This is a genomic window from Allomuricauda sp. d1, assembly GCF_039592695.1.
Lineage (GTDB): Bacteria > Bacteroidota > Bacteroidia > Flavobacteriales > Flavobacteriaceae > Flagellimonas_A.
In genome coordinates, this window is record NZ_JBBUTK010000001.1 from 1,150,097 (window position 1) to 1,163,730 (window position 13,634).

The following is a 13,634-nucleotide window of genomic DNA, read 5'->3' on the forward strand; positions in this document are numbered from 1 at the left end:
TGATATTTTTTAGAATATTTAGTCCCACAGTCAACTCTCCTCCTTTGCAAGGAAGAGAATGAATTCCGAAAGCGAAGTGCTTCGGGAGAAAGAGGTGGTTGAATTACTCGCCCATCGCTGCAGCAACTGCAGCGGAAAGTCGCTTGTACGTGCCATTTTGAAGACGTTCACGAATAGCTGAAAAAGCATCCAAGGTTTCCTCAATGTCCTGCATGGTATGGGTAGCCGTAGGAATCATTCGAAGTAAAATCAATCCTTTAGGTATCACAGGATAAACCACTATGCTACAGAATATTCCATAATTCTCACGAAGGTCTTTGACCAATGCCATCGCTTCGGGAATACTGCCGTTCAAATACACTGGGGTCACACAACTTTGAGTGGTACCGATATCGAATCCGCGTTCTTTGAGTCCGTTTTGAAGCGCATTCACGTTCTCCCAAAGTTTTGCCTTCAGTTCAGGTTTGGTGCGCAACATATCCAAACGTTTCAACGCCCCTTTGACATAGACCATCGGTAACGATTTGGCAAACATTTGCGAACGCATATTATATTTCAGGTAGTCGATAATTTCTTTATCCGAAGCCACAAAAGCCCCGATACCGGCCATTGATTTTGCGAACGTAGCGAGGTAGACATCAATGTCGTCTTGAATACCCTGTTCCTCACCTGCGCCCGCGCCTGTCTTTCCAAGTGTTCCAAAGCCATGGGCATCATCGACCAACAAACGAAATTTGAATTTTTTCTTAAGGCCTACAATATCCTTCAAAATGCCTTGCTCTCCTCGCATACCAAAGACACCTTCAGAAATCACAAGGATTCCCCCACCTGTCTCTTGAGCCATTTTGGTGGCACGTTCCAGATTCTTTTCCAGGCTATCGACATCGTTGTGCATAAAGGTGAAGCGTTTGCCTACATGCAATCGCACCCCATCAATGATACAGGCATGGCAATCCACATCATAAACAATAATATCATCTTTGGTAACCAAGGCATCGATAACCGACATAAACCCCTGATAGCCAAAATTCAAAAGATAGGAAGCCTCTTTGTTGACAAAATCAGCCAGTTCTCGCTCCAGTTTTTCGTGATAGTCGGTATGCCCGCTCATCATTCTAGCACCCATGGGATAGGCCGTTCCATGCTCCAATGCGGCATCGCCGTCAATTCTTTTGATTTCAGGCAGATTCGCCAGCCCTAGATAATCATTGATGCTCCATGTAATGACCTCTTTGCCCTGAAATTTCATTCGATTCGAGATGGGTCCCTCCAATTTGGGGAACACAAAATAGCCTTCTGCCTGCGAGGCCCATTTGCCCAAAGGGCCTTTGTTCTCAATAATTCTATCGAATAAATCTCTCATCTGCCAAGTTCTGAATTATCTGCAAAAATATACATTTTTGGCTAGGTGCCACAACCCATTGCCCATATAAAAAAAACAGCGGCGAATGGCCGCTGCTTCAACTTCCTTGGATTTTTACCGATTATTTTATGAATTCGACGCGTTGCGGCTCTTCAGTATTCTTGGTATCAAAAAAGCCCTGGCTCTCCATCCATTCATTGCTATACACTTTGCTCATATAACGTGATCCATGGTCAGGAAAGATGATAACCACATTGCTGTTTTCTGAAAACTCTCCCTCTGCATTTAATTGATGTACGGCCTGCATGGCAGCACCACTGGTATACCCTAAGAAAAGTCCTTCTGTGTGTGCCAAGGTACGTGCCATGTGGGCACTCTCTTCATCGGTGACCTTGGTATATGAGTCAATGGCTTCAAAATCTGTGGCCGCAGGAATCAAGTTCTTGCCCAAGCCTTCAATCCGGTACGGATACACCTCGTTGTGATCGAACTCTTGTGTTTCGTGAAATTTTTTCAATACAGAACCGTAGGCATCCACTCCCAGAATACGAATGTCGGGGTTCTGCTCTTTCAAATAACGGGCAATACCCGAAATAGTGCCCCCTGTGCCACTGCAGGCCACCAAGTGCGTGATTTGCCCATTGGTCTGTTCCCAAATTTCAGGTCCGGTGGTTTTGTAATGGGCTTCTATATTGAGCTCGTTAAAATATTGGTTGATATAGATAGAGCCGTCGGTTTCTTCATGCAACCGCTTGGCCACTTCATAATAGGAACGTGGGTCGTCAGCACTAACGTGGGCTGGACAGACGTATACCTTGGCACCCATGGCACGAAGCATGTCAATCTTATCTTGTGATGATTTTGAACTTACCGCCAAAATACAGTCATAGCCCTTTACAATGCTTACCATGGCCAAACTGAACCCTGTATTGCCCGAAGTGGTCTCGATAATGGTACTGCCGGGTTTTAAGATGCCCCTGCGCTCGGCCTCTTCAATAATGTATACGGCAATGCGGTCTTTTGATGAATGGCCCGGATTGAACGCCTCAACCTTCGCATAAAAGTTTCCGGTGAGGGATTCGGTTGTCTTGTTCAACTTGATAAGTGGGGTATTGCCAACTAAATCTAAAATGCTGTTATAGGCATTGATTTTGTTTTCCATAGTTTGTGTTAGGTAAGGCTGTTGGGCTTTCGGCCCAATTTAGCCGTGGCAAAATTAATATTTTTATTTTTTATGGGATTTTTCCCTCTAAATCCAATAAAAAGGCAAACTCTTTTGCGGTCTCCTTTATGGCTTCAAACCTTCCGGAAGCACCTCCATGGCCCGCATCCATATTGGTATCCAAAAACAAAAGGTTGTCATCGGTTTTGTAATCCCTGAGCTTGGCCACCCATTTGGCAGGCTCCCAATACTGCACCTGTGAATCATGCAGCCCAGTGGATACATACATGTTCGGATATGCTTTTTGCACCACATTGTCATAGGGTGAATATGAAAGCATGTAGTCGTAATATTCTTTGTCATTCGGATTGCCCCATTCGTCATATTCACCTGTGGTCAGCGGAATGGAATCATCTGACATGGTCGTGATGACATCCACAAAAGGAACAGCGGCGATAATCCCATTATACAATTCTGGTGCAATGTTGACCACGGCACCCATCAACAAGCCGCCCGCTGAACCCCCCATGGCATACAAATGTCCGGGGCTTGTGTAGTTGTTTTCTATCAAAAATTTGGAACAATCAACAAAATCGGTAAAGGTGTTCTTCTTGGTAAGCAATTTGCCATCTTCATACCACGGTCTGCCCAGATATTCGCCACCCCTGACATGGGCAATGGCATAAACAAACCCCCTATCCAACAAACTCAATCGGGTGGAAGAAAAATAGGGGTCAATGGTCGCACCGTACGAACCGTAGCCGTACTGCAATAGCGGACTTGTACCATCCAATTTCGTATCTTTGTGGTACACCAAAGAAATCGGAACCTTTACCCCATCACGGGCTGTGGCCCAGACCCTTTCAGAACGGTAGTTGGCTTTATCAAACTTTCCGCCGAGCACCTCTTGCTCTTTCAATACCGATTTCTCTTTGGTATCCATATCAAACTCCACAATTGAGTATGGCGAGGTCATGGCATTGTAGAAATATCGAAGCTTGTCGGTGTCAAAATCAAGATTGGTGGTCGGGCCCATGACGTAGGTCTCGCTCTCAATGGGCAGGTAATAAGAGTCGGTATCATCCCAACGGACAATCTTCATTTTGTTGAGGCCGTTTTCACGTTCTGAAAGCACATAGTGGTCTTTGAAAATCTCAACATCCTCCAATAGCACATCTTCTCGGTGCGAAATGAATTCTTGCCAGTTTTCGTGATTGGTTTGATCTTCTTTGGCTTTCATCAGCTTGAAATTGGTCGCGTCGTCTTTATTGGTCAACACATAGAACGAATCGCCATAATGTGAAATACTATATTCCAATCCTCTTTTACGGGGTGAGAATACCTCAAACTTGCCATCAGGGGTGTTTGCCGGAAGCACCTGGTATTCTGAGGTAAGCGTGCTCACCGACCCGATGACGATATATTTTTTCGATTTAGTCTTGTAAACAAAAGTGCTGAACGTTTCGTCATCTTCATGAAAAATCAGTTCGTCTTCTTCGGTCGGTGTACCCAATCGGTGCTTGTAAATCTTGTCAGACCGAAGCGTCACAGGGTCTTTCTTTGTATAGAAGAGGGTTTTGTTATCATTTGCCCAAACCGAACTGCCCGTGGTGTTCTCAATTTTATCGGGATAGATTTCACCTGTTTCCAGATTTTTGATTTGGATGTAATATTGCCTTCTGGAGACCGTATCAAGACCAAAGGCGGCCAATGTATTGTCTGGGCTCACCGAAATGCCCCTTAGATTAAAGAATTCATGCCCTTCTGCCATTTTATTGCAATCAAACAAAATTTCCGGTTCGGCCTCCAAGGTTCCTTTTTTTCTCGAATAAATCGGATATTCTTTGCCCGTTTCGTACTTGGTGATGTACCAGAAGCCATTCAGTTTATAGGGTACCGATGAGTCATCTTCTTTGATTCGCGACTTCATCTCTTCATAGAGAGCTGCCTGAAAATCCTTCGTATGTGCCGTCATGGCCTGATAGTACCCATTTTCAGCAGTGAGATAATCCAACACTTCTTGGTCTTCCCTATCGTTCAACCAATAATAGTCGTCGGTGCGAACATGGCCATGCTTCTCAAGTTCTTTTGGTTTTTTCTTGGCAATCGGTGGGGTATGTTTCATGGTGTTTTGGTCAGTGTTCTTGCAAGAGGCGACAAAAATAAGACAGAATGCAAAAAAGTACGATTGGATAAGATGGAATCTCATTTTGGCTGGATTTTGGCAATATTAGTAATTTTGTCCATATCGATAACGATAAAACTTACAGATTATGTTCGGAGACATGATGGGAATGATGGGTAAATTAAAAGAGGCCCAGAAAAGGGTGGAAGCCACTAAAGAACGATTGAATACGGTGATTTTGGAGGAAGCATCTTCGGATGGACTTTTGAAAGCCTCCATCACGGCAAATCGTGAACTGAAAGCTATCGAAATTGACGATTCTCTGTTGAACGATAAAGAGCAGTTAGAAGATTACCTCGTTTTGACACTGAACAAGGCCATTGAACGTGCGACCAAGGTCAATGAAGCTGAATTGGCGGCAGTGGCCAAAGAGGGCATGCCCAATATTCCGGGAATGGACGGCTTTTTTAAATAAGGTCTGCTTTCGTATCTTCAGAAAAAATTCCGAAGGTGGTTGAAATCAAGTCGTACCATGACAAATTTCGTTTTGAAATCACTTCTTTAGCAGGGGCGGTCTTGCTAAAAAGTGTGGCTTTTTCCGATGAGGAGGAAGCCCGCACAGCCTTTTCAGAGATACAACAGTTCAGAAACAAAAAGATTGTCAGGTTCGAGCGGCGTACCGACCATGATGGCCAATTCTTTTTTCAAATGAAAAATGCAACGGGCAAAGTTCTTGCAGAAAGCCAGACTTATGACTCAGAACCCGGCATGGAAAACGGTATCAAAAACTTGAAAAAGCGTTTATCTGAACTCAGTACTTGACTGCTAGAGTTTCTTCAGCACCTCTAAAGTATAGTCATGCATTTCATCGGTATAATCTAAATGGGTGACCATGCGTAGTTTGCCCTGCCCCATATTGATGAGCAGAATGCCTTTTTTCTCCAACATTTTAATGAAATTGTCGGTGGACATCAAAGTCTCATCCAACTCAAAAATCACGATATTGGTTTCAATGGGCTGTACTTTTTGCACAAATGGTAGGGTTTCAAGCACCTCTCCTAATTCTTTGGCCTTTTGATGGTCTTCTGCCAATCGTTCATGATGTTTTTCAAGGGCAAAAAGTGCGGCGGCAGCCAAATACCCCGATTGCCGCATACCACCACCTAGAATTTTTCGCACCCGCAATGCTTTGTCAATAAATTCTTGGTCGCCCAATAACAGTGAGCCTACGGGGCACCCCAATCCTTTGCTTAAACATACACTGATAGAATCGAAAAGCGCGCCATATTGTTCTGGGGATTCGTTTTTTGCCACCAAGGCATTCCACAGTCGGGCACCATCAAGATGATAGCCCAAATGGTGTTTATCACAGACCGCACGGATTTTTTTCAGTTCCGAGAAATCCCAACACGCTCCCCCACCTTTGTTCGTCGTGTTTTCAATACAGACCAATGAGGTCAACGGGCTGTGGTAGAAATCAGGCGGATTGATGGCAGCTTCCACTTGTTCCGCGGTCATCATGCCCCGATGGCCATCGACCAATTTGCAGGAAACGCCACTATTAAAACTCACGCCACCGCCCTCGTAGTTGTAAACGTGCGCATATTTATCACAGATCAATTGTTCCCCGGGGTTTGTATGCACTTTGATGGCCGTTTGGTTGGTCATGGTACCACTGGGAAAAAATAGGGCAGCTTCCATTCCGAACAAGTCCGCTACTTTTTTTTCCAGGGCATTGACTGATGGGTCTTCTTTAAATACGTCGTCACCCACCTTGGCCGTCATCATGGCCTCGAGCATGCCTGCTGTGGGTTGGGCAACGGTATCGCTGATTAGGTTGACTTTCAAGTGGGTTTAGGGTTTAGGGTTTAGGGTTTAGGGAATATCCTGAATTACTGATTACTGATTACTGATTACTGATTACTGATTACTGAAATATTCAAAACAATCCATACCTATTGGGGAACCGTCTGGAATCTTTGGAATCTCAAATTTTGATTCAAAGGACTGTGGCTTTTTTATATAAGCTTGTAATTTCGATTTCAACAAAATGTCCTTTTCAGATAAAGAATTCTTTATCTCTTCCAAAAATCTCAAGACAGTATCCGTAACTTGGGGGTAAACCACATCTGAGCTACCCAATTTCATCAAATGGTCAATGGTCAAATGCCTGATAACCTGCCGTAATTCATAATCATAATTTCCATCTTTTTTTATTGGAACAGTACTTAAAATCAATTTACGAAGCACATCTTCCAGCCCCAATTGATTCGCATCCATGGCTTTTTGTTGCACCAATCGGTTGGCCCTTTCAGGATGCAGTAGTAATCCCAAGGTCATATCACTAGCGGTTTCAGCAGCGCCAAAAGGGTCAAAGGCAACGCTTGTTTTGCTCTTGAATGATTCACGGGTTCTTGAATAGCCTATACTTCTCGGCGGAAACAATTTCAATTTGTTCTCTGGAATGGCCAATGTCGAGGCATCCAAAGTCTTTAACAATGATTTTAACGCGGCTTCCTGAACTGACTTACCAATGGTAGCGACCGTCAATTGACCATCGCCCTTTACCGCATAATTATAATCGAGACCACCTATTATCTTCGACACGGCTTCCGTTTGGTAGCGGTGGAAGAAATAGAGCGGTACAAAAACATCCTCAAGCACTGAAAGTGGCTCGCCAGAACGAATATTATCAACCGAAAAATTATCGATGGCCGTTTTTCTGATTTCCAGTACCTCTTCAAGTTCTTCAGCTGCACTTTTTCCATTGTCCCATAAATGTCCGTAGGCATGTGCCCCTCCTGTAGGGCGTGCATCTTGATCTGAAATATAGCGTAGGCCATCGCGTTGGGCTTCCTCCAAAATAGCATCCAAAGCCTCTCTCTCATCAGTACCGTCGGGAAAATCAGCATACGAATACGCCACGGTGACCTTGTCCCACTCGCCTATTCCAACATCATAGGCGTTTGAAAAGTCAATTTCACCGTTCTCAAGTGAGAATTGTGGATGGGGATAATCCATCACTGAAGCCCTGTCATTCGTACTGGCCGCAAAATTATGGGCAAAGCCCAAGGTGTGTCCGATTTCATGGGCCGAGAGCTGTCGAATACGGGCCAAGGCCAATTCGAGCATGGGTTGATCATTGTCGTCACGCTCGGCAAAGGGTTTGTTCATCAGTGCCTGGGCAATCATAAAATCTTGGCGAATGCGCAAACTTCCCAAACTCACATGCCCTTTGATGATTTCGCCCGTTCGTGGGTCTGTGATGCTGCTACCATAGCTCCAGCCACGTGTAGAGCGGTGCACCCACTGGATCACATTGTAGCGAACATCCAACGGGTCAGCGTCATCAGGCAATATCTTCAACTGAAAAGCATCTTTATAGCCAATGGCCTGAAAAGCTTGGTTCCACCAACGACCACCGTCCAACAATGCAGAACGCACGGGTTCTGGGGTACCATTGTCCAAATAATATACAATCGGCTCTACGGCTTCACTGACGCCGGCTTTGGGGTTTTTCTTTTCAAGTCGATGCCGAGTGACAAAACGTTTCAAGATTGGCTCTTGAACAGGAGTGGCATAGTCGTAATAGCTAAAAGGATAGGAACCGCAACGAGGGTCAAAATCCCGTTTTTCATAGTTGTCATCAGGCAGTTCGATAAAGGAGTGGTGTTGCGCCACCGTGACCAAAGATGGATTAGGCGCCACGGAGCGAATCCAATCTCCTTCCGGTTTTCCCTTAAAAGTCAGCAAAACATCAAACTCCACATTTTTTGGGAATGCCTTGGTACGCTCAAAAGCAAAGGCACTTTTTGATGTGTCCAAACTATAAGAACCCTGTTTTGAACGTTTCAGCCGATTCGAAACCCCGTGTGCATCACGCATCAAAAAATCGGTGATGTCTACCAGATAACTGCTCTTGGCGCTGTCAAAAATTTCAAAGCCGTGCAGCACCGATTTTGCAAAGGCCTGTTCAACCGATTTTTTTTCCAGCGAATTATCAGTCAGCGCCCGATATTTTAAGTTGGGTTGTATCAATAAGATTTTATTGCCCGCTTTTTTAAAAAAGACCACTTGTTCGTTGCCCAATTGGCCCCGGTCAAGACCGATATCGTTACTGCCGATACCACTGCTCAGAGAATATACGTACAGAAATTCCTTTTCCAAATCATCAATCTGCAGATACATCTTATCTTTTGAATCATCGTAGTAAAAATCAAAATAGCCATTGAATTTTTGAAAATCCTTTGCTTTCTCAAACGTCTGTGCTGTAGCTGAAAATACTATGAGCGTAATCATTGTTAACAGTATGCTTCTTGCCATAATTCATCGATTAGTGCCTAAAAATAACAATATCTAAATACAGTTGACCACATTGATTTGGCCCAAAATATCATATCGCCATTCTTTTCTCGATTATTTATCAAAATACGATTATTGCAGTGGATTTTTTTGGATTTTTCCATTTCGAAAAACCGCAAAAAATGATTATATTTTAAGAAGAATGATTGACCAATTAAAGCATCCTATTTTCTCTTCATATCAACGCAAAGAAAATCTTTTCGACGAAGTCTTTGATACAAGTGGTGAAGTCAAGCCCATATATCAAAAACTCTTTGAATTGTACGGTGAACATACCATTGAGGATTATACAAATCTGAACAATAAAGCGAAAGCTTCTTTTTTCAATCAAGGCATCACTTTTCAGGTATATAGTGAGAAAGAGGCCCAAGAGAAAATCTTTCCATTTGACCTTTTTCCTCGTATCATCCATCCAAAAGAATGGGAGGTCATTGAAAAAGGGGCCATACAGCGGAGCAGGGCACTTAATTTATTTTTATGGGATATCTATCACGAAAAAAAAATTATCAAAGACAAGGTAGTACCCCTAGATTTATTGAGTTCATCGGTCAATTATCTGCATCAAATGATGGATGTAAATCCGCCCAGCGGAATCTATAATCATATTTCAGGTACTGATATCATCAAGCATTCAGATGGTAAATATTATGTTCTTGAGGATAATATTCGATGCCCCTCTGGTGTCAGTTATGTAATATGCAACCGAACCGCGCTCAAGAGAGCACTTTTCGGGGTTTTCAACCATTATCAGGCTTACACAGTTACAGACTATGCAGAAAACCTATTGGAGATTCTTGAAAGTGTAAAACCACGGGGGGTTGACAATCCGAACTGCGTTGTCATCACACCAGGCATGTACAATTCTGCCTACTATGAGCATTCGTACCTTGCCAAAGCTATGGGCGTTGAGCTGGTAGAAGGGCGAGATCTTTTTGTCGATAACGATTTTGTGTACATGAAGACCATCGATGGCCCAGAAAAAGTGGATGTCATCTATCGCAGAATTGATGACCTTTTTATAGACCCTCTCGAGTTTCGCCCAGATTCAGCCCTTGGTGTTCCCGGACTTTTTGCAGCCTATCGAAAAGGGAACGTATGTTTGGCAAATGCCCCAGGTACGGGTGTCGCAGACGATAAGGCTGTATATACCTACATGCCCGATATCATCAAATATTATTTGAATGAGGAGCCCATTCTTAGCAACGTGCACACTTATCATTGCAGCCGACCCGACGAACTGAAATATGTATTGGAGAATATTCACCAGTTGGTTGTCAAGCCAGTGGATGAAGCAGGTGGTTATGGTATCTCAATTGGCAATCGTTTGACAAAAAAAGAAATTGCAGCAGTAAAAGAACAAATAAAGGCAAGCCCGAGAAAATATATCGCTCAGCCCATATTATCCTTATCCGTCCATCCCACCTATATTGAGACAAAAGAATCTTTTGAACAGCGCCATATCGACCTAAGAACATTTACTTTACTTGGCAAGGACAAAGATTTCGTTTTGAAAGGTGGCCTCACAAGGGTCGCTCTTAAAGAGGGAAACCTAGTGGTGAACTCCTCACAGGGAGGCGGTTCTAAAGATACTTGGGTCTTAAAAAATGGATCATAACCTATGCTGGCCAGAGTTGCAAACAACCTTTTTTGGATGGGGCGTTATATTGAACGCTCAGAGCATATAGCACGGTATTTGAGCGTCAATTACTTCTCTTCCTTAGATGCCCCCAATGAATTGTCCCAATCACGGCAGTTCATGCTTCGTTCGATGCTGTTTATGGTTGGTGAACCCGAAAACGACCAGGAAAAAATTTTGGACGAAGAAAAGGTTTTGTATAACATAGGCCTGAATCCTGATAAAGGATATGCAATTATCAATAATATAAAGGCCACAAGAGAGAATGCCAACAGTGCGCGAGATCTCATTTCAACCGAACTATACGAGGCTATCAATAGGTTTTACCATTTTGTGCTCAACTACGATGTGGATTTTTTTGTCAAAAAAGGACTTTATGATTATACCACCAACATTGCAGAACGTACTTCTGTGCTTCGAGGCAAGATACGGGGCACTCTGCTACATGATGAAGTCTACGCCATTATCATGTCGGGCATCAACATTGAGCGTGCAACCCAGGTCATTCGTATTATCAATGCAAAATATCAAGATGCCAAAAAGGCCAAGGGCAGTTACGGAAATGTGTTTGCAAATAGTTTTGAATGGACAACCTTACTCAAGTGTGTGGAGTCTTATGATATGATGCGGCGATTTTACCGCAAAGCACCAACGAGCATCACCACATTAGAGTTTTTGGTATTGAATGGTGATTGCCCACGATCAGTGATGAACAGCTTAAATCAAATCTGCACACATATCAATGTATTGGACAAAGCAAAACATCCTCATAAAGATTCCACGGCATTTCTTGTCGGAAAGTTACAATCCAAAATTCGTTTTATGTCGGTCGAGGACATTGAAGGCGACATCAAAGGTTTTATAGGGTACATCTTGGAGGATCTTTCGCAAATTGGAAAAAAAATGGAAAAAGAGTTTTTCAATTATTGATTTTCTTTCCTGTAATTTAGCTTACTGAACCAGTACAAAATGCCTCTTGAGTACACCATAAATTATCAGGCTGAAAATCATTATGAGGATAACGTAAATCAAGCGCACTGGCAATTTTTAATATTGCCGGAAGAAAATTCATCACAGCAGTTGCATGTTTATGATTTCACCAATACTGTAAATGCAAAAAGTTACCTTTCCATTAATGGTTTTGGTTTTCAAACACTTCGGGTTCATGCGCAAAAGCCGCTTAAAGATGCCCAATTTGATTTTCGATGTACTGTCTTGAAAGAGGAAGTCAACCCATACGGATTCATTCCCAATCATGATGTGGCAGATGATTATAAAGTGCTCGACCAGCTTCATTTTAAGGTTGTACATGAACCCTATCTACGCAAGACAACCTTGACCCGGCTTCCAACTGCACATTTGCAACTGTATGTATTCGACCAAACCAAATCAATCTTTGATAATCTACAGGGATTGAACCATTGGGTTTATATGCATCTGCATTTTAAGACCGGGGTCACAGGTGTAGACACACAATTGGAACACATCATTGAAAATCGACATGGGGTATGCCAAGATTTTACACATTTGTTTTGTGCCATTGCAAGAGCCAATGGTGTTCCTACACGATACATTTCAGGGTATTTGCACCAAGGCAACGGATATTTTGGTGATTCGCAGATGCATGCTTGGGCTGAAGCCTATGTGCCGCAGGGTGAGTGGATTGGATTTGACCCTACAAACGACATCTTGGTGGCGCAAAACCATATCAAAGTCGCCCACGGAAAAGATTACAAAGATTGTGCACCGCTTAAAGGTGTGGTTCACACCACTGGAAAAAACGAGACCACTCATACTGTACAGGTGCAAGCTTCGCAACAACAGTGAATAATGTCAAAAGAAGTGTATTTTTGCGCAAATTTTTACAAATGGTGAACACCGATCAACACAAAGACCTTTTAGAGCGCTTGGGCTCTTTAAGGCGGTATCTTTGACATTGATGGCAAGCTTATCGAAATAGAGAACGAGGAAGAGAAAACCCTTGTTCCAGGCTTCTGGGACGACCCTGTGGCAGCACAGGCCCAAATGAAATCCATCAAATCAAAAAAGAAGTGGGTCGAAGACTTCAACAATGCAAAGACCCATATCAACGATTTGGAAGTACTGCTCGAATTTCTTCAAGAAAGTGAGGTGTCAGAGGCAGAAGTCCAAAAAAAATACGACACTGCAAAGGAAGCCATTGAAAATCTGGAGTTCCGGAACATGCTTTCCGAAGAAGGTGATGAGCTCACGGCTGTTCTTCAGATTACTGCGGGTGCAGGTGGTACCGAAAGCTGTGACTGGGCCGCCATGCTCATGCGCATGTACATGATGTGGGCCGAGAAAAATGGCTTCAAGATCAAAGAACTGAATTACCAAGACGGTGACGTGGCCGGTATCAAAACGGTCACCCTTGAGATAGAGGGCGACTACGCTTTTGGGTGGCTGAAAGGTGAGAACGGGGTGCACCGTTTGGTTCGTATCTCACCTTTTGACAGCAATGCCAAACGGCATACCTCTTTTGCTTCCGTTTATGTATATCCCTTGGCAGATGATTCCATAGAAATTGACATCAACCCTGCTGATGTAGAAATCACAACAGCACGATCTAGTGGGGCTGGCGGACAGAATGTAAACAAGGTAGAAACCAAGGTTCAATTGGTGCACAAACCCACTGGAATTCAGATTTCATGTTCCGATTCACGGTCACAGCACGACAACCGTGCCACGGCCATGCGTATGCTTAAATCACAGCTATATGAGATCGAACTGAGAAAAAGGCAAGAAGCCCGTGAAGAAATCGAGGCTGGAAAAATGAAAATCGAATGGGGTTCCCAAATTCGCAACTACGTTATGCATCCCTACAAATTGGTTAAAGATGTGCGAACCGCTGAAGAAACAGGCAATGTTGATGCTGTTATGGATGGGGAAATCGACCAATTTCTGAAAGCCTATCTTATGATGATGGGCCAAAAAGAGGATTAATGGTATGAATTTTGCCCATAAA

11 protein-coding genes are annotated in these 13,634 nt (G+C 43.4%); 6 read left to right on the forward strand and 5 right to left on the reverse strand.

Features of this window, described 5'->3' with window-relative positions; all coding sequences use genetic code 11:
* Positions 1-103: 103 nt before the first annotated feature.
* From AAAH86_RS05360 to AAAH86_RS05370, 3 genes are all read right to left on the reverse strand, one after another.
* Complete coding sequence (locus AAAH86_RS05360) at positions 104-1,363, reverse strand: aminotransferase class I/II-fold pyridoxal phosphate-dependent enzyme (RefSeq protein WP_343486486.1); 1,260 nt, start codon at positions 1,361-1,363, stop codon at positions 104-106.
* Between the two features lie 121 nt (positions 1,364-1,484).
* Positions 1,485-2,525 (reverse strand): cysteine synthase family protein, encoded by a 1,041-nt coding sequence (locus AAAH86_RS05365; RefSeq protein ID WP_343486487.1) that lies wholly within the window; start codon positions 2,523-2,525, stop codon positions 1,485-1,487.
* A 70-nt stretch (positions 2,526-2,595) separates the two neighbouring features.
* On the reverse strand, positions 2,596-4,734 hold the full coding sequence (locus AAAH86_RS05370; RefSeq protein ID WP_343486488.1) for a S9 family peptidase: 2,139 nt from the start codon (positions 4,732-4,734) through the stop codon (positions 2,596-2,598).
* A 64-nt stretch (positions 4,735-4,798) separates the two neighbouring features.
* Between AAAH86_RS05370 and AAAH86_RS05375 the strand changes: the two genes are divergently transcribed.
* Positions 4,799-5,125, forward strand: coding sequence for a YbaB/EbfC family nucleoid-associated protein (locus AAAH86_RS05375; protein WP_343486489.1), 327 nt, complete (start codon positions 4,799-4,801; stop codon positions 5,123-5,125).
* Between the two features lie 35 nt (positions 5,126-5,160).
* Complete coding sequence (locus AAAH86_RS05380; RefSeq protein ID WP_343486490.1) at positions 5,161-5,472, forward strand: YegP family protein; 312 nt, start codon at positions 5,161-5,163, stop codon at positions 5,470-5,472.
* Positions 5,473-5,475: 3 nt separating this feature from the next.
* Here the strand turns inward: AAAH86_RS05380 and AAAH86_RS05385 are convergent, their stop codons facing one another.
* Positions 5,476-6,498: a GntG family PLP-dependent aldolase gene (locus AAAH86_RS05385; RefSeq protein ID WP_343486491.1), complete on the reverse strand. Its 1,023-nt coding sequence runs from the start codon at positions 6,496-6,498 to the stop codon at positions 5,476-5,478.
* 72 nt (positions 6,499-6,570) lie between these two features.
* The gene (locus tag AAAH86_RS05390) at positions 6,571-8,973 is read right to left on the reverse strand and encodes a zinc-dependent metalloprotease (RefSeq protein WP_343486492.1); all 2,403 of its coding nucleotides are present in this window, start codon (positions 8,971-8,973) and stop codon (positions 6,571-6,573) included.
* Positions 8,974-9,154: 181 nt separating this feature from the next.
* Between AAAH86_RS05390 and AAAH86_RS05395 the strand changes: the two genes are divergently transcribed.
* From AAAH86_RS05395 to prfB, 4 genes are all read left to right on the forward strand, one after another.
* A complete protein-coding gene (locus tag AAAH86_RS05395) occupies positions 9,155-10,627 on the forward strand; it encodes a circularly permuted type 2 ATP-grasp protein (RefSeq protein WP_343486493.1) in 1,473 nt (490 codons plus the stop codon).
* 3 nt (positions 10,628-10,630) lie between these two features.
* A complete protein-coding gene (locus AAAH86_RS05400; protein ID WP_343486494.1) occupies positions 10,631-11,578 on the forward strand; it encodes an alpha-E domain-containing protein in 948 nt (315 codons plus the stop codon).
* Positions 11,579-11,617: 39 nt separating this feature from the next.
* Positions 11,618-12,475, forward strand: a complete 858-nt coding sequence (locus tag AAAH86_RS05405) for a transglutaminase family protein (protein WP_343486495.1) — start codon at positions 11,618-11,620, stop codon at positions 12,473-12,475.
* Positions 12,476-12,516: 41 nt separating this feature from the next.
* Positions 12,517-13,612 (forward strand): peptide chain release factor 2 gene (gene prfB / locus AAAH86_RS05410; protein WP_343486496.1). Its coding sequence is split into 2 segments (ribosomal slippage): positions 12,517-12,579 and positions 12,581-13,612, totalling 1,095 coding nucleotides; the frame shifts between segments, so codons are not numbered across the junction.
* Positions 13,613-13,634 lie beyond the last annotated feature (22 nt).

Coding starts and splice junctions, on each gene's coding strand:
- AAAH86_RS05365 (WP_343486487.1), bottom strand. CDS start 2,525: ATGGAAAACAAAATCAATGCCTATAACAGCATTTTAGATTTAGTTGGC.
- AAAH86_RS05375 (WP_343486489.1), top strand. CDS start 4,799: ATGTTCGGAGACATGATGGGAATGATGGGTAAATTAAAAGAGGCCCAG.
- AAAH86_RS05370 (WP_343486488.1), bottom strand. CDS start 4,734: ATGAGATTCCATCTTATCCAATCGTACTTTTTTGCATTCTGTCTTATT.
- AAAH86_RS05360 (WP_343486486.1), bottom strand. CDS start 1,363: ATGAGAGATTTATTCGATAGAATTATTGAGAACAAAGGCCCTTTGGGC.
- AAAH86_RS05390 (WP_343486492.1), bottom strand. CDS start 8,973: ATGGCAAGAAGCATACTGTTAACAATGATTACGCTCATAGTATTTTCA.
- AAAH86_RS05400 (WP_343486494.1), top strand. CDS start 10,631: ATGCTGGCCAGAGTTGCAAACAACCTTTTTTGGATGGGGCGTTATATT.
- AAAH86_RS05405 (WP_343486495.1), top strand. CDS start 11,618: ATGCCTCTTGAGTACACCATAAATTATCAGGCTGAAAATCATTATGAG.
- AAAH86_RS05395 (WP_343486493.1), top strand. CDS start 9,155: ATGATTGACCAATTAAAGCATCCTATTTTCTCTTCATATCAACGCAAA.